Annotated in this window: 21 protein-coding genes; all 21 read left to right on the top strand. The window is 55.6% G+C overall.

Going from position 1 to position 18,435, the window contains the following annotated elements; all coding sequences use genetic code 11:
- Positions 1-7: 7 nt before the first annotated feature.
- The 21 genes from rplL (at position 8) to rpsN (ending at position 18,433) form a co-directional block, all read left to right on the top strand.
- Positions 8-382 carry a 50S ribosomal protein L7/L12 gene (gene rplL / locus GOB83_RS01665; protein ID WP_086647122.1) on the top strand — a complete coding sequence of 125 codons (375 nt, stop codon included), beginning with the start codon at positions 8-10 and terminating at the stop codon, positions 380-382.
- A gap of 213 nt (positions 383-595) precedes the next feature.
- Entirely contained in the window at positions 596-4,768 is a 4,173-nt protein-coding gene (rpoB, locus tag GOB83_RS01660; protein WP_165925040.1) for a DNA-directed RNA polymerase subunit beta, read from the top strand.
- Between the two features lie 93 nt (positions 4,769-4,861).
- Positions 4,862-9,037: a DNA-directed RNA polymerase subunit beta' gene (gene rpoC, locus GOB83_RS01655; protein ID WP_165925196.1), complete on the top strand. Its 4,176-nt coding sequence runs from the start codon at positions 4,862-4,864 to the stop codon at positions 9,035-9,037.
- A 338-nt stretch (positions 9,038-9,375) separates the two neighbouring features.
- Complete coding sequence (gene rpsL, locus GOB83_RS01650) at positions 9,376-9,747, top strand: 30S ribosomal protein S12 (protein ID WP_003622698.1); 372 nt, start codon at positions 9,376-9,378, stop codon at positions 9,745-9,747.
- A 14-nt stretch (positions 9,748-9,761) separates the two neighbouring features.
- Positions 9,762-10,238, top strand: coding sequence for a 30S ribosomal protein S7 (gene rpsG / locus GOB83_RS01645; protein WP_059023537.1), 477 nt, complete (start codon positions 9,762-9,764; stop codon positions 10,236-10,238).
- A gap of 90 nt (positions 10,239-10,328) precedes the next feature.
- Positions 10,329-11,519, top strand: coding sequence for an elongation factor Tu (tuf, locus tag GOB83_RS01640; RefSeq protein ID WP_086647124.1), 1,191 nt, complete (start codon positions 10,329-10,331; stop codon positions 11,517-11,519).
- Between the two features lie 105 nt (positions 11,520-11,624).
- Positions 11,625-11,933 carry a 30S ribosomal protein S10 gene (rpsJ, locus tag GOB83_RS01635; protein ID WP_007282720.1) on the top strand — a complete coding sequence of 103 codons (309 nt, stop codon included), beginning with the start codon at positions 11,625-11,627 and terminating at the stop codon, positions 11,931-11,933.
- Positions 11,934-11,943: 10 nt separating this feature from the next.
- Positions 11,944-12,624, top strand: coding sequence for a 50S ribosomal protein L3 (gene rplC / locus GOB83_RS01630; RefSeq protein WP_086647125.1), 681 nt, complete (start codon positions 11,944-11,946; stop codon positions 12,622-12,624).
- 4 nt (positions 12,625-12,628) lie between these two features.
- A complete protein-coding gene (gene rplD, locus GOB83_RS01625; RefSeq protein WP_048852978.1) occupies positions 12,629-13,243 on the top strand; it encodes a 50S ribosomal protein L4 in 615 nt (204 codons plus the stop codon).
- Complete coding sequence (locus GOB83_RS01620; RefSeq protein ID WP_165925039.1) at positions 13,240-13,575, top strand: 50S ribosomal protein L23; 336 nt, start codon at positions 13,240-13,242, stop codon at positions 13,573-13,575. The genes rplD and GOB83_RS01620 overlap by 4 nt, the downstream gene beginning before the upstream one ends.
- Positions 13,576-13,591: 16 nt before the next feature.
- Positions 13,592-14,422 carry a 50S ribosomal protein L2 gene (gene rplB / locus GOB83_RS01615; RefSeq protein ID WP_086647126.1) on the top strand — a complete coding sequence of 277 codons (831 nt, stop codon included), beginning with the start codon at positions 13,592-13,594 and terminating at the stop codon, positions 14,420-14,422.
- Between the two features lie 13 nt (positions 14,423-14,435).
- Complete coding sequence (gene rpsS, locus GOB83_RS01610) at positions 14,436-14,714, top strand: 30S ribosomal protein S19 (protein WP_012812769.1); 279 nt, start codon at positions 14,436-14,438, stop codon at positions 14,712-14,714.
- Between the two features lie 8 nt (positions 14,715-14,722).
- Entirely contained in the window at positions 14,723-15,133 is a 411-nt protein-coding gene (rplV, locus tag GOB83_RS01605; protein WP_086647127.1) for a 50S ribosomal protein L22, read from the top strand.
- Positions 15,134-15,136: 3 nt separating this feature from the next.
- On the top strand, positions 15,137-15,814 hold the full coding sequence (rpsC, locus tag GOB83_RS01600; RefSeq protein WP_086647128.1) for a 30S ribosomal protein S3: 678 nt from the start codon (positions 15,137-15,139) through the stop codon (positions 15,812-15,814).
- A gap of 17 nt (positions 15,815-15,831) precedes the next feature.
- A complete protein-coding gene (rplP, locus tag GOB83_RS01595; protein ID WP_025826957.1) occupies positions 15,832-16,248 on the top strand; it encodes a 50S ribosomal protein L16 in 417 nt (138 codons plus the stop codon).
- A 1-nt stretch (position 16,249) separates the two neighbouring features.
- Positions 16,250-16,486 carry a 50S ribosomal protein L29 gene (gene rpmC, locus GOB83_RS01590; protein WP_086647129.1) on the top strand — a complete coding sequence of 79 codons (237 nt, stop codon included), beginning with the start codon at positions 16,250-16,252 and terminating at the stop codon, positions 16,484-16,486.
- 13 nt (positions 16,487-16,499) lie between these two features.
- Positions 16,500-16,769, top strand: a complete 270-nt coding sequence (gene rpsQ, locus GOB83_RS01585; RefSeq protein WP_086647130.1) for a 30S ribosomal protein S17 — start codon at positions 16,500-16,502, stop codon at positions 16,767-16,769.
- Positions 16,770-16,787: 18 nt separating this feature from the next.
- Complete coding sequence (gene rplN / locus GOB83_RS01580) at positions 16,788-17,156, top strand: 50S ribosomal protein L14 (RefSeq protein ID WP_025826951.1); 369 nt, start codon at positions 16,788-16,790, stop codon at positions 17,154-17,156.
- On the top strand, positions 17,156-17,476 hold the full coding sequence (gene rplX, locus GOB83_RS01575; RefSeq protein WP_086647131.1) for a 50S ribosomal protein L24: 321 nt from the start codon (positions 17,156-17,158) through the stop codon (positions 17,474-17,476). The genes rplN and rplX overlap by 1 nt, the downstream gene beginning before the upstream one ends.
- A 10-nt stretch (positions 17,477-17,486) precedes the next feature.
- Positions 17,487-18,056, top strand: coding sequence for a 50S ribosomal protein L5 (rplE, locus tag GOB83_RS01570; protein WP_048852987.1), 570 nt, complete (start codon positions 17,487-17,489; stop codon positions 18,054-18,056).
- 71 nt (positions 18,057-18,127) lie between these two features.
- A complete protein-coding gene (gene rpsN, locus GOB83_RS01565; RefSeq protein ID WP_025826945.1) occupies positions 18,128-18,433 on the top strand; it encodes a 30S ribosomal protein S14 in 306 nt (101 codons plus the stop codon).
- Positions 18,434-18,435: the final 2 nt, after the last annotated feature.

Below are 18,435 nucleotides of genomic sequence, written 5' to 3'. Positions count from 1 at the left end.
TCTGACTATGGCTGATCTTGCTAAGCTTGTTGACGAACTGTCCGCTCTGACCGTTCTTGAAGCTGCTGAACTTTCCAAGCTGCTCGAAGAAAAGTGGGGCGTTTCCGCTGCTGCTCCTGTTGCAGTTGCTGCTGCTGCTCCGGGCGCTGCTGCCGCTCCTGCTGAAGAGCAGACCGAATTCACGGTTATTCTGGCCGCCGCTGGCGAAAAGAAGATCAACGTGATTAAAGAAATCCGTGGCATCACGGGTCTGGGTCTGAAGGAAGCTAAGGACCTGGTTGAAGGCGCTCCCAAGACCGTTAAGGAAGGCGTCAGCAAGGACGAAGCTGCCAAAATCAAGAAGCTTCTTGAAGATAACGGCGCAACCGTCGAAGTTAAGTAAGATTGCCTTGATCCCGCCCATATGCGGTGGGGTGAAGGAAATTGAGGTTCTCGGGTGGGGGTGTATGCCTCCGCCCGTTTGCCTGTTTCAGGTTGATCTGAGGCAGGTGGCCGGGTAAATCCGGTATGGTTTTGGCCGAAATAGGTCGGACCATCAGGCTCGCGGCAGACCACGAGCCTGATGGTCCGAGATAAGGGCGGGGCAGGAGCGACGATGAACGCAATCACCAAATCGTTCACAGGACGGAAGCGGATTCGCAAGAGTTTCGGGCGGATTCCCGAAATCGCCCCGATGCCGAACCTGATAGATGTGCAGCGCGCGTCTTACGAGACGTTTCTTCAGGCCAATGTGTCGCCTGATGCGCGCACTCCTACGGGTTTGCAGGAGGTATTCCGCTCCGTATTCCCGATCAATGACTTTGCTGGTCGTGGTCGTCTGGAATTCGTAAGCTACGAATTTGAAGATCCGAAATACGATGTTGAGGAATGCATCCAGCGTGGCCTCACGTTCTCCGCACCGCTGAAGGTCATTCTGCGCCTTATCGTGTGGGATGTGGACGAGGACACCGGTTCGCGCTCCATCCGCGACATTAAAGAGCAGCCGGTTTACATGGGCGACATGCCGCTCATGACCGATAACGGTACCTTTATCGTTAACGGCACCGAGCGCGTTATTGTCAGCCAGATGCACCGCTCCCCCGGCGTATTCTTTGACCACGACAAGGGTAAAACCCATTCGTCGGGCAAATACCTGTTTGCTGCGCGCGTTATTCCTTACCGTGGCTCCTGGCTCGATTTCGAATTCGACGCCAAGGATCTGCTGTACGTCCGTATCGACCGCAAGCGTAAGCTGCCCGTCACCACGCTCCTTTATGCACTCGAAGGTGCTGCCTCCGCCGCTGCGCGCAAAGTGAAGCTGGCTGAAGGTGGGGATGTGGATGCGCTGGATATTCATGGCATGGATGCCAATGAAATCCTCGGCTACTTCTACGATACAGTCACCTTCACCAAGTCTGCCAAGGGCTGGGCGCGTCCGTTCGATGCGGACTCTTTCCGCGGCCTCAAGCTGCTGGCACCGCTGGTGGATGCCGAAACCGGCGAAGTTGTGGCTGACGCCGAAACAAAGCTGACGGCACGTCTGGTTCGCAAGATTGCTGAAAAAACCCGTGAAGTGCTGGTGGGTGAAGTTGATCTGATCGGGCGCTTTATCGCCCACGACATGGTCAACATGAACACCGGTGAAATTTACGGTGAAGCTGGTGAGGAAATCACCGAAGCCCGTCTGGCTGCACTTGAAGAAGCCGGAATTACCGAACTGCCGGTTCTGGCTATTGATTCCGCCAAAGGGCCGTGGATCCGCAACACGCTGACCGTTGATAAAAACAGCGGCCGCGATGAAGCGCTGATCGACATTTACCGCGTCATGCGTCCCGGTGAACCGCCAACGGCGGAAACGGCCGAAGCCATGCTGCAGGGCCTGTTCTTCGATGCAGACCGCTACGACCTGTCGGCTGTTGGTCGTGTGAAAATGAACATGCGTCTGGATATTGATGTGCCAGACACCGTGCGCGTTCTGCGCAAGGATGACATCCTGCGCACCATCAAGGTTCTGTGTGACCTGAAGGACGGCCGCGGTCAGATCGACGATATTGATAATCTGGGTAACCGTCGTGTTCGCTCCGTGGGCGAACTGATGGAAAACCAGTACCGTATCGGCCTGCTGCGTATGGAACGCGCTATTCGTGAGCGTATGGGCTCGGTCGATATTGATACGGTCATGCCGCATGACCTGATCAACGCCAAGCCTGCTGCTGCTGCTGTGCGTGAGTTCTTCGGCTCTTCCCAGCTCAGCCAGTTCATGGACCAGACCAACCCGCTGTCCGAAGTCACGCATAAGCGTCGTCTTTCAGCACTGGGTCCGGGTGGTTTGACGCGTGAGCGCGCAGGCTTTGAAGTCCGTGACGTTCACCCGACCCATTACGGCCGTATCTGCCCGATTGAAACGCCTGAAGGCCCGAACATCGGTCTGATCAACTCGCTGGCCACATACGCCAAGGTGAACAAATACGGGTTTATCGAAACACCGTATCGTCTGGTCAAGGACGGCGTGCTGCAGGACGGCTGGAAGTACCTCTCCGCTATGGAAGAGGAAAAGCTGGTTGTTGCTCAGGCTGACGCCAAGGTGAACGACGAAGGGGCGCTGACCAGCGACCTGATCTCCGTCCGCCGTAACGGTGACTTCCGTCTGGTACCCCCGACCGAAGTAACGGCCTGCGACGTGTCGCCCAAACAGCTTGTTTCTGTTGCTGCTGCGCTCATTCCGTTCCTTGAGAACGATGACGCGAACCGCGCACTCATGGGCTCCAACATGCAGCGTCAGGCTGTGCCGCTAGTGCGCTCGGATGCGCCGCTGGTTGGTACGGGTATGGAAGCGGCTGTTGCACGTGATTCCGGTGCAACCATTGTTGCCAAGCGCAACGGTATTGTGGACCAGATTGACGGTGCACGTATTGTTGTGCGCTCGACGGATGCCAGCGGTGCCACACAGGGCGTCGATATCTATCGTCTGCGTAAATACTCGCGCTCCAACCAGTCCACCTGCATTAACCAGCGTCCGCTGGTTCATGTGGGCGATCAGGTTAGCGCAGGTGATATTATTGCTGACGGTCCGTCTACGGAGTTGGGTGAACTGGCTCTGGGCCGTAACGTGCTGGTCGCGTTCATGCCTTGGAACGGTTACAACTTCGAAGACTCCATCCTGATTTCCGAACGGATTGCCAAGGATGACGTGTTTACCTCGATCCATATCGAGGAATTCGAAGTCATGGCCCGTGATACCAAGCTGGGTCAGGAAGAAATCACCCGTGACATCCCCAACGTTGGTGAGGAAGCCCTGCGCAACCTCGACGAAGCCGGGATTGTCTATGTTGGTGCCGAGGTTAACCCCGGCGATATTCTGATCGGTAAGGTTACGCCAAAGGGCGAAAGCCCGATGACGCCGGAAGAAAAACTCCTCCGCGCCATTTTTGGTGAAAAAGCATCTGATGTGCGTGACACATCCCTGCGTCTGCCACCCGGCACGACGGGCACAATTGTTGATGTGCGTGTGTTCTCCCGCCGTGGCGTGGATAAAGACGAACGCGCAATGGCCATTGAACGTGCAGAAATTGAACGTCTGGCCAAAGACCGTGATGACGAACGGGCCATTCAGGAGCGTTCCTTCTACAGCCGTCTGCGTGAAAAGCTGCTCGATCAGACTGCTGGCGCTGGCTACAAGGGTATCCGCTCCGGCACGGTGATCACGCAGGAAGTTCTGGACGAACAGCCCCGTGCTACGTGGCGGCACATTGTTGTAACATCTGACAGCATTATGGCTGAGCTTGAAACCCTGCGGCGCGAGTTTGATGCGGCTATTGCCCGTATTCAGGCCCGTTTTGAAAGCAAGGTTGAAAAACTCCAGCGTGGTGATGAACTGCCGCCTGGCGTGATGAAGATGGTCAAGGTGTTTGTCGCGGTTAAGCGTAAGCTTCAGCCGGGTGACAAAATGGCCGGTCGTCACGGGAACAAGGGGGTTGTCTCCCGCGTGGTTCCGGTTGAAGACATGCCGTTCCTGGAAGATGGGACGCCGGTTGATCTGGTTCTGAACCCGCTTGGCGTGCCATCGCGCATGAACGTCGGTCAGATTCTTGAAACGCATCTGGGTTGGGCGTGTGCCAATATCGGCCGTGGTATTGGCGAACTGGTGGATGACTACCAGCGCACGGGCGAAAAACGTCAGGACCTGCTGGACCGTCTGAAAGACGTGTATGGCGACAAGGTCTATGATGACGCCATTGCGAACATGAACAACAACGAACTGGTGGAACTGGCCAATAACCTGCGCAAGGGCGTGCCTATTGCGACCCCGGTGTTTGATGGCGCCTCCATCCCCGATATTGAAGCCATGCTGGAAAAGGCTGGTGTTAACAAATCGGGCCAGTCGCAGTTGATTGACGGGCGGACAGGCGAACAGTTTGAGCGCAAGACGACTGTCGGTTACATTTACATGCTGAAGCTGCATCACCTTGTCGATGACAAGATCCATGCCCGCTCCATTGGTCCATACTCGCTTGTTACGCAGCAGCCGCTGGGTGGTAAGGCGCAGTTTGGTGGCCAGCGCTTTGGGGAAATGGAAGTGTGGGCGCTTGAAGCCTACGGTGCTGCCTACACGCTGCAGGAAATGCTAACCGTGAAGTCGGATGACGTGTCTGGCCGAACAAAGGTTTATGAGGCGATTGTACGCGAACAGGATGACTTTGAAGCCGGTATTCCGGAAAGCTTCAACGTGTTGATCAAGGAGCTCAAGTCCCTTGGCCTCAATGTGGAGTTGGAGCAGGGGGCAGACTAACGGTGATTTTCCCCGCCACAATCCGTACTTATTTCAAGAAGGAGGCTGGAGCCATTGCTCCAGCGCTCCATTTCCCTTTGGGGGCTTCTGCACATGAATGAACTCATGAAAATTCTTGGCCAGACCGGCCAGGCAATGACCTTTGACCAGATCAAGATCCAGCTTGCATCGCCTGAGCAGATCCGGTCCTGGTCTTTTGGTGAAATCAAGAAGCCCGAGACCATTAACTACCGTACGTTCAAGCCTGAACGTGATGGCCTGTTCTGCGCTCGGATTTTTGGCCCGATCAAAGACTACGAATGCCTTTGCGGCAAATACAAGCGGATGAAGTTCCGCGGTATCATCTGCGAAAAATGCGGCGTTGAAGTCACACTGGCCAAAGTCCGCCGTGAGCGCATGGGTCATATCCAGCTCGCCAGCCCTGTTGCGCATATCTGGTTCCTGAAGTCCCTGCCAAGCCGCATCGGCCTTATGGTCGATCTGACGCTCAAGGACTTGGAAAAGGTACTGTATTTCGAGAACTATCTGGTTCTTGAACCGGGTACCTCACCCCTCAAGCAGTATTCTCTCCTGAGCGAAGAGCAGTATCTCGATGCAATGGACGATTACGGCGAGGAAGGGATTGAAGTCGGGATTGGCGCCGAAGCGATCAAGAAGGTTCTTGAACGCATTGAGTGTGATGCCGAAAAGGTAGAGCTGCGTCAGGCGCTCAAGGAAACCACGTCCGAAGCCAAGCGCAAGAAGCTCGTCAAGCGCCTCAAGCTGGTCGAAGCTTTCTCGGAAAGCGGTGCACGCCCCGAGTGGATGATTCTGGACCTGGTTCCGGTTATTCCGCCTGAACTGCGCCCGCTTGTGCCGCTCGATGGTGGGCGCTTTGCAACGTCCGATCTGAACGATCTGTATCGCCGCGTTATCAACCGTAACAACCGCCTCAAGCGGCTGATGGAACTGCGCGCGCCCGATATTATCGTGCGTAACGAAAAGCGCATGCTGCAGGAAGCTGTGGATGCCCTGTTTGATAACGGCCGTCGTGGCCGTGCGATTACAGGTGCCAACAAGCGTCCGCTCAAGTCCCTATCCGATATGCTCAAGGGCAAGCAGGGTCGCTTCCGTCAGAACCTTCTGGGTAAGCGCGTTGACTACTCTGGCCGTTCGGTCATCGTGGTCGGGCCGGAACTGAAGCTGCATCAGTGCGGTCTGCCCAAAAAGATGGCGCTGGAACTGTTCAAGCCCTTCATTTACGCCAAGCTGGAAAAGTATGGTCATGCCACGACCATCAAGGCCGCAAAGCGGATGGTGGAAAAAGAACGCCCCGAAGTCTGGGATATTCTTGAAGAAGTTATTCGTGAACATCCCGTCCTTCTGAACCGCGCACCGACCCTGCACCGTCTTGGTATTCAGGCGTTTGAACCTGTGCTGGTCGAAGGCAAGGCCATTCAGCTGCACCCGCTGGTCTGCACCGCCTTTAACGCGGACTTTGACGGTGACCAGATGGCCGTGCACGTGCCGCTCAGTCTGGAAGCCCAGCTTGAAGCGCGCGTGCTGATGATGTCGACCAACAACATCCTCAGCCCCGCCAACGGCAAGCCGATTATCGTGCCGTCTCAGGATATTGTTCTTGGGCTGTATTACCTCAGCCTGGAAACGCCTGAATTCAAGGTTACGCCGGACCGGAACGAATACGACGAAACCACGGGTGAACTGATTAAAGCCGGTGCAGCGTCTTTCTCTTCCATCGGGGAAGTGGAATACGCGCTCAATGCCGGTGCTCTCAAACTGCACGACAAGATCCGGGCCCGGTTTGAGCAGATTGATGCAGATGGCAAGCGCGTCTACGAAACAGCCGTGACCACACCCGGTCGTGTGCTGATCGCGCAGATCCTGCCCAAGCACGAAACCATTCCGTTTTCCCTGATCAACCGCCAGCTGACCAAAAAAGCTGTGTCGGACGTGATTGATACGGTTTACCGTCACTGCGGCCAGAAAGAAGCTGTCATTTTCTGCGACCGTCTGATGGCGCTCGGTTTCCGCCACGCTGCCAAGGCGGGTATTTCCTTCGGTAAGGATGACATGATCATCCCCGCTGAAAAGAAAGAACTGGTCGATCGCACTGCAGCCGAAGTTAAAGAGTTTGAACAGCAGTATCAGGATGGTCTGATTACGGCGGGCGAACGCTATAACAAGGTGGTCGATGCCTGGTCGCGTTGCACGGACGAAGTGCAGGCTGCCATGACCAAGGAAATTTCCCGTCAGGAAGTTGGCAAGCCCATCAACTCTGTGTGGATGATGAGTCACTCCGGGGCCCGTGGGTCGCCGGCACAGATGAAGCAGCTTGCTGGTATGCGTGGTCTGATGGCCAAGCCGTCTGGTGAAATTATTGAGCAGCCGATTATTGCCAACTTTAAGGAAGGCCTGTCGGTTCTCGATTACTTTACGTCTACCCATGGTGCACGTAAGGGCCTGGCCGATACCGCGCTGAAAACTGCAAACTCCGGTTACCTGACCCGTCGTCTGGTTGACGTGGCGCAGGACAGCATCATTATCGAGGAAGATTGCGGTAGCGAGCGCGGTCTGACCGTGCGTGCGGTGATGGATGGTGGGGAAGTCGTTGCCTCCCTGTCCGAACGTATTCTGGGCCGCACACTTGCGTCCGACGTTGTGGACCCCACGACTGGCAAGGTCATTGCAGCCCGCAACCAGCTTGTTGATGAAGCTGATGCGGAACGTATTGAAGCCTCTGGTGTGGAAGTTATCCATATCCGTTCCGTGCTGACCTGTGACAGTCGCGTTGGTGTTTGCGGTCGCTGCTATGGGCGTGATCTGGCACGTGGTACGCCGGTTAACATCGGTGAAGCAGTTGGTGTTATCGCGGCGCAGTCTATTGGTGAGCCTGGTACCCAGCTGACCATGCGTACCTTCCATATTGGTGGTGCGGCGCAGCGTGGTGCTGAACAGTCCATGATCGAAGCATCCCGCGATGGTAAGATTGTCATCCGCAACCGTAACGTGGTGCAGAACAGCCAGAACGTGCCAATTGTCATGGCCCGTAACTGTGAAATTCTGCTGACAGACGAAAAGGGCGTGGAGAAATTCCGCTACCGTGTGCCTTACGGTGCGCGTTTGCTCACAACGGAAGGCGCTACCGTGGCACGTGGCCAGAAACTGGCCGAGTGGGACCCCTACACCCTTCCGATCATCACGGAAAAAGCCGGTAAGATCGAATATCTGGACCTCATCGATTCCATCACGCTTGTCGAGCGTATGGATGAAGTGACCGGCCTGACCTCCAAGGTGGTGGTTGACTACAAGCAGGCAGGTAAGGGCGTTGATCTGCGTCCTCGCGTGCAGCTTAAGGATGCCAACGGCGAAGTGGTGAAGCTGGATAACGGTGGTGAAGCCCGCTACTTCCTGTCACCCGAAACACTGCTTTCGATTGAAAACGGTGCGGAAGTGAATGCGGGTGACGTGCTGGCACGTCTGCCGCGTGAAGGTTCCAAAACGCGTGACATTACCGGTGGTCTGCCGCGTGTGGCCGAGCTGTTTGAAGCGCGTCGTCCCAAAGATCACGCTATTATTGCGGAAATGGAAGGGCGCGTTGAATTCGGCAAGGATTACAAGTCCAAGCGCCGTATTGTCGTGAAGAATGACGAAACCGGACACGAGCAGGAATACCTGATCCCCAAAGGCAAGCACATTTCCGTTCAGGAAGGTGACTTTGTGGAAAAAGGCGATCCGCTGGTCGATGGTCCCCGCGTTCCGCACGATATTCTCAAGGTCATGGGGGTCGAGGCTCTCTCTGATTACCTGATCAACGAAATTCAGGATGTTTACCGTCTGCAGGGCGTGAAGATTAACGATAAGCACATTGAGGTTATCGTTCGTCAGATGCTCCAGAAAGTAGAGATTCTGGAACCGGGTGATACGACCTACCTGATCGGTGAGACGGTGGATCGGCTTGAGTTCGATGTCGAGAACACGAAATGCCTCAATGCGGGTGAACGCCCTGCGCTGGCTATGCCGGTGCTGCAGGGGATTACCAAGGCATCGTTGCAGACCCAGTCCTTTATCTCGGCCGCATCCTTCCAGGAAACCACGCGTGTTCTGACCGAAGCCGCAACAGCCGGTAAGGTTGATAAGCTTATGGGCCTGAAGGAAAACGTGATTGTGGGTCGTCTGATCCCGGCAGGGACGGGGAGCGTCATGAAGCGCCTGCGCGCCATTGCCGCAGAACAGGACAAACAGCGCGTGAGCCGTACGGCTGCTGAATAAACTCTTTATAATAAAGAGTTGGAAAAGGCCGGGGCATTGCTCCGGCCTTTTTTATGGCTCCTGAGCGTGTGCAGTAGAGAATCGCCGGGTAAAGCTTGACTTCTGGTAGGGGGGGCTGTAGTTAGCAGCCCTCAGCTTTGTTTATCTTTATTGATGAGCAGGGCACTCAGGTTCTCTGTATGAGTTTTAGCATGCGGTTGGCTTCCGGGGGGAAGCGGAGCCGGATGCCAATATAGCCCCATCCGGGTTGTTGCCTGATGGGATCTTTTTAATGAAAGTCGGCTAGCCGCAGAAGATGCAGCTGGTCGACCGAACTGTGTAAGGATCGGGAAAGGCGCATGCCGACCATCAACCAGCTCATTGCCAAAGGGCGTAAGCCTGCAGTCAAGCGGAACAAAGTGCCCGCTCTGCAGGGCTGCCCTCAGAAGCGCGGCGTTTGCACCCGCGTTTATACGACGACACCGAAAAAGCCTAACTCCGCACTGCGTAAAGTTGCCAAGGTGCGTCTGACGAATGGCTATGAGGTGGTTAGCTATATTCCTGGTGAAGGTCACAACCTTCAGGAGCATAGTGTTGTGCTTATCCGCGGCGGTCGTGTGAAAGATTTGCCGGGTGTTCGTTACCACATCCTTCGCGGTGTTCTCGATACGCAGGGTATCGCCAAGCGGCGTCAGCGTCGTTCGCTGTATGGCGCCAAGCGTCCGAAATAAGAGGAAGTTAAGGTATGAGTCGCCGTCATCGTGCTGTTAAGCGCGAGATCCTTCCCGATCCGAAGTTCGGAGATGTCGTCATTACGCGTTTTATGAACGCGCTGATGTTCGACGGTAAGAAGTCCACAGCCGAAAAGATTGTCTATGGTGCGATTGACGCCATGGCCCGTCGCAATGGTGCAGCATCCGATCCGATCGCGCTGTTCCATAACGCTCTGGACAACGTAAAGCCGGCCGTTGAGGTCCGTTCCCGCCGTGTTGGTGGTGCGACCTATCAGGTTCCGGTCGAAGTGCGCACTGACCGTCGTCAGGCTCTGGCTATCCGCTGGGTCATCGATGCAGCGCGCAAGCGTGGTGAAAACACCATGCAGGACCGTCTGTCCAACGAACTTCTGGATGCCGTGAACAATCGTGGTGCGGCTGTGAAGAAGCGTGAAGACACGCATCGTATGGCTGAAGCCAACAAGGCATTCAGTCATTATCGCTGGTAATCCGTGAAAGTTCCGCTTTCCCTCTTGTCGAGGGATTGGGGCGCTTATAACAACTGCATCCCGGACATTTTTTGGGGCATGGAGTAAACAATGGCTAAGGCTAAATTTGAGCGGAATAAACCGCACTGCAACATCGGCACCATTGGTCACGTTGACCATGGTAAGACGTCTCTGACGGCTGCTATTACGAAGACCCTGGCAAAGACCGGCGGCGCTGAGTTCAAAGCATACGACATGATCGACGCCGCTCCCGAAGAACGCGCTCGCGGCATCACCATTTCCACCGCTCACGTGGAATATGAAACCGCAAACCGTCACTACGCGCACGTCGACTGCCCCGGACACGCTGACTATGTGAAGAACATGATCACCGGTGCGGCTCAGATGGATGGTGCCATCCTCGTTGTGTCCGCTGCTGACGGTCCGATGCCGCAGACCCGTGAACACATCCTGCTTGCTCGTCAGGTTGGTGTGCCGGCTCTGGTTGTCTTCCTGAACAAGGTTGACCAGGTTGATGACCCAGAACTGCTTGAGCTGGTTGAAATGGAAGTTCGTGAACTTCTGTCTTCCTACCAGTTCCCTGGCGACGACATTCCGGTAATCAAGGGCTCCGCTCTGGTTACTCTGGAAGACGGCGACCCGGAAGTTGGTGAAAACCGCGTTCGTGACCTGATGGACGCAGTCGATGCGTACATCCCGCAGCCGGAACGTCCGGTTGATCGTCCGTTCCTGATGCCGATCGAAGACGTGTTCTCGATCTCCGGTCGTGGTACGGTTGTGACCGGTCGTGTGGAGCGTGGTGTTGTCAACGTGGGTGACGAAGTTGAAATCGTCGGCCTGAAAGACACCATCAAGACCACCGTTACGGGTGTTGAAATGTTCCGCAAGCTGCTTGACCGCGGCGAAGCTGGCGACAACATCGGTGCTCTGGTGCGTGGTACGAAGCGTGAAGACGTTGAGCGTGGTCAGGTTCTGGCTAAGCCCGGCTCCATTACGCCGCACAAGAAGTTCAAGGCTGAAGCCTACATCCTGACGAAGGAAGAAGGTGGCCGTCATACGCCGTTCTTCACCAACTATCGTCCGCAGTTCTACTTCCGTACGACTGACGTGACGGGTGTTGTGCACCTGCCCGAAGGCACGGAAATGGTTATGCCCGGCGACAACTGCGCCATGGAAGTGGAGCTGATCGCTCCTATCGCCATGGACGAAGGTCTCCGCTTCGCTATCCGCGAAGGTGGCCGTACCGTTGGTGCAGGCGTTGTTGCCTCCATTATCGAGTAATCGATAAAGGATTAGAGACTGAGTGGCCCCGACCGATTATTCGGTTGGGGTCTTACTTGGCGGCCGGGTTATCCCGGACAAGTAAAGTGTTGGACTAAGAAACAGATGGACAACCAGAACATCCGCATTCGCCTGAAAGCGTACGATCATCGGGTGCTTGATAACAGCACGAAAGAGATCGTGAATACGGCGAAGCGTACGGGTGCGCGGGTTCGGGGTCCTATCCCGCTGCCGACGCATATCGAACGGTTTACGGTTAACCGTTCTCCTCACGTTGACAAGAAGAGCCGCGAGCAGTTCGAAATTCGGACTCATCGTCGTTTGCTCGATATTGTTGAGCCCACTCCGCAGACCGTGGACGCTCTCATGAAGCTCGACCTCGCCGCTGGCGTGGATGTCGAGATCAAACTTTAAGGTCCAGACGATGCGCACCGGATTGATCGCAAAAAAGTTGGGCATGTCCCGACTGTTCAAGGAAGACGGCACTCATGTGCCTGTCACCGTTCTGCACGTTGATGACGTGCAGGTGGTAGACGTTCGTACTCAGGAGCGTGATGGTTACGTAGCCGTCCAGCTGGGTATGGGCAACGCCAAGGTGAAAAACGTAACAAAACCCAACCGTGGCCATTTTGCCCGCGTGAAGGTTGAACCCAAGAAAACAGTTCGTGAGTTCCGTGTGGCCGATGACGCTACGCTGGAAGTCGGTGCTGCTCTTTCTGCTTCCCACTTCGTTGTTGGCCAGAAGGTTGACGTGACGGGGACGAGCAAGGGTAAAGGGTTTGCTGGCGCCATGAAGCGCTGGAATTTTGCTGGTCTTGAAGCCTCGCATGGTGTGTCCATTTCGCACCGTTCGCATGGTTCGACCGGTAACCGCCAGGACCCTGGCAAAACCTTCAAGAACAAGAAAATGGCTGGTCATCTGGGTGATGAACGCGTGACCACCTTGAATCTGGAAATCGCAGCGGTCGATCCGGAAAAGAATCTGATCATGATTCGTGGCTCCGTTCCGGGAGCAAAGAATGGTGTCGTTCTCATTCGTGATGCGATCAAGAAAGCCCGCCATAGCGATGCGCCGTACCCGGCAGCTGTGAAGGCGGAGGCCTGAGATCATGGAAATCGAAATCAAGACACTTGATAACGGCACGGCTGGTTCAGCTACGCTTCCGGAAGAACTTTTCGGCGCAGCACCCCGGGCAGATGTAATGGCACGCGTTGTGCACTGGCAGCTGGCAAAGCGCCGCGCTGGTACGCACAAGGTCAAGGGCATGGGCGAAGTGTCCGGCACGACCAAAAAGCCGTACCGCCAGAAGGGCACGGGTAGTGCACGTCAGGGCTCCCTGCGCGCTCCCCAGTATCGTACTGGTGGTGTTGTGCACGGTCCGGTTGTGCGTGATCACGGCTATGACCTGCCTAAAAAGGTGCGTCGTCTGGGCCTGATCTCCGCTCTGTCGCAGAAGGCTGCTGAAGGTAAGCTTGTTGTTCTGGACGCCGCTTCCGGCGTGACCAAGACCAGCGAACTGGCCAAGAAGCTGCAGGGGCTCGGCTGGGGCTCGGCTCTGATTGTGGACGCATCCGTGGACGAAAATTTCGTGCGCGCTGCTCGCAACCTGCCGAAGATCGACATTCTGCCGACCATTGGCGCGAATGTTTATGACATTCTGAACCACGAGGTGCTTGCCATCACGCAGGCAGGCCTTGAAGGACTGAAGGAACGCCTGGCATGACGAATATTCTTGCTATTCGCAAGAAAGCCGAGCGTCTCTCTCGGGAGGCTCTGTACGACATCGTGCGGACGCCTGTCATTACCGAGAAGGCGACTACGCTTTCTGAAAAAAATCAGGTTGTTTTCAAGGTCGCAATGACGGCTAGCAAGCCTGAAATCAAGGTTGCGGTGGAAACGCTGTTCGGGGTCAAGGTTGTTGGCGTCAACACCCTTGTCCAGAAAGGTAAAACCAAGCGCTTTAAAGGGCGTATTGGTCAGCGTTCTGACGTTAAGAAGGCGTTCGTTCAGCTTGCAGAAGGTCAGTCCATTGACCTGACCGCGAAGCTGGCGTGACCAAGGGTAGAAACTAATGGCACTGAAGCACTTTAATCCTGTCACGCCGAGCCTGCGTGGTACGGTTCTGATTGATCGTGCTGACCTGTGGAAGGGCAAGCCGGTCAAGCAGCTTACGGAAGGTAAGAACAAGTCGGGCGGCCGTAATAATAACGGTCGTATCACGTCTCGTTTCCGTGGCGGCGGTCATAAGCAGTCCTATCGTTATGTGGACTTCAAGCGGCGCAAATTTGATGTGCTGGGCACTGTGGAACGTCTCGAATACGATCCCAACCGCACAGCCTTCATCGCGCTGGTGAAGTACGAAGACGGTGAACTGGCCTACATTCTGGCACCCCAGCGTCTGAAGGTTGGTGACAATGTCATCGCTGGTGCGCGTGTGGACATTAAGCCAGGCAATGCTATGCCGCTTGCTGCTATTCCGGTGGGTACGATTATCCATAACATCGAACTGAAGCAGGGCGCTGGCGGCAAGCTGGCCCGTTCCGCAGGGACGTATGCGCAGTTGGTTGGTAAGGATTCCGGCTACGCCCAGATCAAGCTGCAGTCTGGTGAATTGCGTGTTGTTCGCGGTGAATGCATGGCAACCGTTGGTGCCGTGTCCAATCCGGACAACATGAACCAGCACATGGGTAAGGCTGGTCGTTCCCGTTGGCTGGGTCGCCGTCCGCATAACCGCGGCGTGGTGATGAACCCGGTTGACCATCCGCATGGTGGTGGTGAAGGCCGCACATCTGGTGGTCGTCATCCGGTTACGCCGTGGGGCAAGCCCACCAAAGGTTACAAAACTCGGGTCAACAAGCGGACGGACGGTCTGATTATCCGTCGCCGGAAGACCGGCAAGTAAGGGGCAATAGAAGATGGCACGTTCCGTCTGGAAAGGTCCGTTCGTCGACGGGTATCTGCTGAATAAAGCTGAAGTATCCCGCGCATCGGGTCGGAATGAAGTGATCAAGATCTGGTCGCGTCGTTCAACGATTCTTCCGCAGTTCGTTGGTCTGACGTTCGGTGTTTATAACGGTCAGAAGTTCCTGCCCGTGCAGGTGACAGAGAATATGGTTGGCCACAAGTTTGGCGAATTCTCTCCCACCCGTACGTTCCACGGGCATGGTGCTGACAAGAAGTCTAAGCGGGGCTAAGAGCACAGATGAGCAAGCCGAAGCATCCGCGCACGCTCGCGGAAACAGAAGCGCAAGCTATCACGCGTAACATCCGGGTTAGCCCCCGCAAGCTGAACCTTGTGGCAGGCCTGATCCGTAATAAACCTGCATCTCAGGCAATTGCGACGCTGACATTCTCCAAGCGCCGTATCGCTCAGCAGGTTAAGAAAACGCTGGAAAGCGCGATCGCTAATGCTGAAAACAACCACCAGCTCGATGTTGATCAGCTGGTGGTGAAAACGGCCGAAGTGGGTAAGTCCATTGTCATGCGGCGTTTTCACGCACGTGGCCGCGGTCGTTCCGCACGCGTCGAAAAGTTTTTCAGTCACCTGAAGATTGTTGTAGCCGAGCGGGCCGTTGTGTCTGACACGGCTTCTTCCGAGCAGAAGGCGGCCTGAGCTATGGGGCATAAAGTCAATCCGGTCGGGCTGCGGCTCGGCATCAACCGCACCTGGGACAGCCGCTGGTACGCAGATGCAGACTATTCCCGTCTGCTGCACGAAGATCTTAAGCTTCGTGCATTCCTGCGTCGCAAGCTGGCTGGTGCAGGCGTATCCCGCGTAGTGATCGAACGCCCGGCCAAAAAGCCGCGCGTTACGATTTACGCAGCACGCCCTGGTGTTGTCATCGGCAAGAAGGGTCAGGACATCGACGCTCTGCGCAAGGAACTGACCCGCATGGCGGGTACGGAAGTTGCGCTGAACATCGTTGAAATCCGCAAGCCGGAAATCGATGCGACTCTGGTTGCTGAAAACATTGCCCAGCAGCTTGAACGCCGCGTAGCCTTCCGTCGCGCCATGAAGCGCGCCGTGCAGTCTGCCATGCGTCTGGGTGCCCAGGGTATCCGGATCAACTGCTCTGGCCGTCTGGGTGGTGCTGAAATCGCACGTATTGAATGGTATCGTGAAGGTCGTGTGCCCTTGCACACCCTGCGCGCCGACATTGATTACGGCACGGCAACGGCGAAGACCACCTACGGCACCTGCGGTGTGAAGGTATGGATCTTCAAGGGTGAAATTCTTGCTCATGATCCGTTGGCACAGGATCGCCGGGCGGCCGAACAGGCTCCTCAGCGCTGAGGAGAGGATAAAAAACAATGCTTTCCCCTAAGCGGACAAAATTCCGCAAAGCTCATAAAGGTCGTATTCACGGCCTTGCTAAAAGCGGTACCACACTGAACTTTGGTACGTTTGGCCTTAAGGCTCTGCAGCCGGAACGTATTACGGCGCGCCAGATCGAGGCCTCCCGTCGTGCCATTACCCGCGCCATGAAACGTGCGGGTCGTGTCTGGATTCGGATCTTTCCGGATATTCCGGTCTCGACAAAGCCTGCAGAAGTGCGTATGGGCTCTGGCAAGGGATCGCCTGAATTCTGGGTGGCCCGTGTGAAGCCTGGTCGTATTTTGTTTGAGATCGAAGGCGTACCGCCCGAACTGGCGCGCGAAGCGCTGGCTCTTGGTGCTGCCAAGCTGCCGATCAAGACCAAATTTGTGACCCGAATTGGAGATGCGTGAGATGGTAAAGGCAGTAAAGCCAGCTGATTTGCGCGCTAAAACACCAGACGAGCTTGAAGCCCGTCTGGTTGAGCTCAAGCGTGAGCAGCTCAACTTGCGTTTCCAGCAGGCCACCGGCCAGACAGAAGCGCAGAGCCGCGTCCGTGTGGTCCGCCGTGAAATTGCGCGCATCAAGACAATTGCTGCGCAGAATGCAAAGAATGCAGCAGGTGCAAAAACATCTGCTGCCAATGCCTGAGGAGAGGTAGCCGATGCCGAGGCGCGTCCTGACCGGACGTGTGACGAGCGACAAGATGGACAAGACCGTTACGGTTCTTGTCGATCGTCGCGTCATGCATCCTGTGTATAAGAAGTTCATTCGTCGCTCCAAGAAGTATGCGGCGCATGATGAAGAAAACATCTGCAAGATCGGTGATTCTGTGCGGATTGTTGAATGTGCGCCTATTTCTCGGCGTAAGACGTGGACCGTGATTTCCCGCAACGGTGAAGCCGTGGGCGTGGAACAAACCGCGTCGGCCTAACGTAAGGATTTCTAGGTTATGATCCATCCCGAGACCAACCTCGATGTGGCCGACAATTCCGGTGCACGTCAGGTGCAGTGCATTAAGGTGCTGGGCGGTTCCAAGCGGAAGTCTGCCTCGGTCGGCGACGTGATCGTCGTTTCCGTCAAGGAAGCCATCCCCCGTGGGAAGGTGAAGAAGGGCGATGTTCACCAGGCCGTTATCGTGCGTACGTCTTACCCGGTTCGCCGTCCCGATGGCAGCGCCATCCGGTTCGACCGCAACGCTGCCGTGCTGATCAACAAGCAGCAGGAACCGATCGGTACCCGTATTTTTGGCCCGGTCGTGCGTGAACTGCGTGCTAAGAAGTTCATGAAGATCATCTCTTTGGCGCCGGAGGTGCTGTAATGGCTGCCCGTATTAAAAAAGGCGATACGGTTGTCGTCATCACCGGCTCTTCCAAGGGTGTGCAGGGTGAAGTTCTGGAGGTTCGTCCTTCCGAAGATCGCGCTGTTGTCCGTGGTGTTGCAATTGCCAAACGTCACCAGCGCGCTAGCCGCATGGGTCAGGAAGGTGGAATTATTGCCCGTGAGGCAGCTGTTCACCTCTCCAACCTGAAACTGGTTGACCCGGCCTCCAAGAAGCCGACCCGCGTTGGCTTCCGTGTGCTGGAAAACGGCAAAAAAGTTCGCGTTGCCAAGGCGACTGGCGAAGTGATTGAAGGTTGAGAGGCCAGGTATGAGTGCGAATCAGGAAGGGCGTTCCCTCCCGCGCCTTCACCAGCGCTATGAGAGTGAACTTCGTGCCAAGCTGCGTGAGCAGTTTGGGTATAGCAACGAAATGCAGGTGCCGCGGCTTGAAAAAATCGTCCTGAATATGGGCGTTGGTGAAGCCGCGGGTGACCAGAAGAAGCTGGATGCAGCCGTTGCAGAAATGACCCTTATCGCAGGTCAGAAGCCGGTCAAAACGGTTGCTAAAAAAGCAATCGCTGGCTTCAAGATCCGTGAGGGGCTGCCGATTGGCTGTAAGGTCACGCTGCGTCGGGCTCGGATGTACGAATTTCTCGATCGTCTTGTGACGATTGCAATGCCGCGCATCCGCGACTTCCGTGGTCTCCCTGCGACAAAAGGCTTTGATGGTCGTGGCAATTTTGCCCTTGGCCTGAAAGAGCAGATTGTTTTCCCTGAAATCGAATACGACAAAGTGGACGAAGTCCGCGGTATGGATGTTGTGTTCGTGACCAGTGCGAAAACGGACGCAGAAGCTAAGGCTTTGCTGAAGGCATTTGATCTTCCCTTCTTGGGATGATACAGGCTGCTTTATTGTGTGATCTTGGAAAACCGTCGAAGGTTTTCGAAGGGTTCCGGAGGTAATGTTGTATGGCTAAAACATCTGCCATCCTGCGTAATGCTAAACGCAAGCGCATGGCGGCACGGGATAATGAGAAGCGTACTGCTCTCAAAAACATCGTAATGGATCGGTCTTTGCCCGTGGAAGATCGGTTCGATGCGTCTCTCAAGCTGGCAGAACTGCCGCGTAACGGTTCTCGTGTACGTGTGCGTCTGCGTTGCAAGCTGACAGGTCGTTCTCGCGGTAACTACCGTAAGTTTGAGCTGTGTCGTATCGCTTTCCGTGATCTGGCTTCTGATGGCCAGATTCCGGGAGTGGTGAAAGCTAGCTGGTAAGG

The sequence above is a fragment of the Acetobacter fabarum genome (assembly GCF_011516925.1).
Taxonomy (GTDB): domain Bacteria; phylum Pseudomonadota; class Alphaproteobacteria; order Acetobacterales; family Acetobacteraceae; genus Acetobacter; species Acetobacter fabarum.
The sequence above is the reverse complement of the archived record's forward strand: the minus strand, read 5'-3'. Positions and strand labels throughout refer to the sequence as shown.

Bases quoted from the DNA above. Each gene is read 5' to 3' on its own strand.
- rpsC (WP_086647128.1), top strand. From the start codon at position 15,137: ATGGGGCATAAAGTCAATCCGGTCGGGCTGCGGCTCGGCATCAACCGC.
- GOB83_RS01620 (WP_165925039.1), top strand. From the start codon at position 13,240: ATGACGAATATTCTTGCTATTCGCAAGAAAGCCGAGCGTCTCTCTCGG.
- rplV (WP_086647127.1), top strand. From the start codon at position 14,723: ATGAGCAAGCCGAAGCATCCGCGCACGCTCGCGGAAACAGAAGCGCAA.
- rplX (WP_086647131.1), top strand. From the start codon at position 17,156: ATGGCTGCCCGTATTAAAAAAGGCGATACGGTTGTCGTCATCACCGGC.
- rpsQ (WP_086647130.1), top strand. From the start codon at position 16,500: ATGCCGAGGCGCGTCCTGACCGGACGTGTGACGAGCGACAAGATGGAC.
- rpsS (WP_012812769.1), top strand. From the start codon at position 14,436: ATGGCACGTTCCGTCTGGAAAGGTCCGTTCGTCGACGGGTATCTGCTG.
- rplC (WP_086647125.1), top strand. From the start codon at position 11,944: ATGCGCACCGGATTGATCGCAAAAAAGTTGGGCATGTCCCGACTGTTC.
- tuf (WP_086647124.1), top strand. From the start codon at position 10,329: ATGGCTAAGGCTAAATTTGAGCGGAATAAACCGCACTGCAACATCGGC.
- rpoB (WP_165925040.1), top strand. From the start codon at position 596: ATGAACGCAATCACCAAATCGTTCACAGGACGGAAGCGGATTCGCAAG.
- rplB (WP_086647126.1), top strand. From the start codon at position 13,592: ATGGCACTGAAGCACTTTAATCCTGTCACGCCGAGCCTGCGTGGTACG.
- rpsL (WP_003622698.1), top strand. From the start codon at position 9,376: ATGCCGACCATCAACCAGCTCATTGCCAAAGGGCGTAAGCCTGCAGTC.
- rpsN (WP_025826945.1), top strand. From the start codon at position 18,128: ATGGCTAAAACATCTGCCATCCTGCGTAATGCTAAACGCAAGCGCATG.
- rplE (WP_048852987.1), top strand. From the start codon at position 17,487: ATGAGTGCGAATCAGGAAGGGCGTTCCCTCCCGCGCCTTCACCAGCGC.
- rplP (WP_025826957.1), top strand. From the start codon at position 15,832: ATGCTTTCCCCTAAGCGGACAAAATTCCGCAAAGCTCATAAAGGTCGT.
- rplL (WP_086647122.1), top strand. From the start codon at position 8: ATGGCTGATCTTGCTAAGCTTGTTGACGAACTGTCCGCTCTGACCGTT.
- rpsG (WP_059023537.1), top strand. From the start codon at position 9,762: ATGAGTCGCCGTCATCGTGCTGTTAAGCGCGAGATCCTTCCCGATCCG.
- rpmC (WP_086647129.1), top strand. From the start codon at position 16,250: ATGGTAAAGGCAGTAAAGCCAGCTGATTTGCGCGCTAAAACACCAGAC.
- rpoC (WP_165925196.1), top strand. From the start codon at position 4,862: ATGAATGAACTCATGAAAATTCTTGGCCAGACCGGCCAGGCAATGACC.
- rplN (WP_025826951.1), top strand. From the start codon at position 16,788: ATGATCCATCCCGAGACCAACCTCGATGTGGCCGACAATTCCGGTGCA.
- rplD (WP_048852978.1), top strand. From the start codon at position 12,629: ATGGAAATCGAAATCAAGACACTTGATAACGGCACGGCTGGTTCAGCT.
- rpsJ (WP_007282720.1), top strand. From the start codon at position 11,625: ATGGACAACCAGAACATCCGCATTCGCCTGAAAGCGTACGATCATCGG.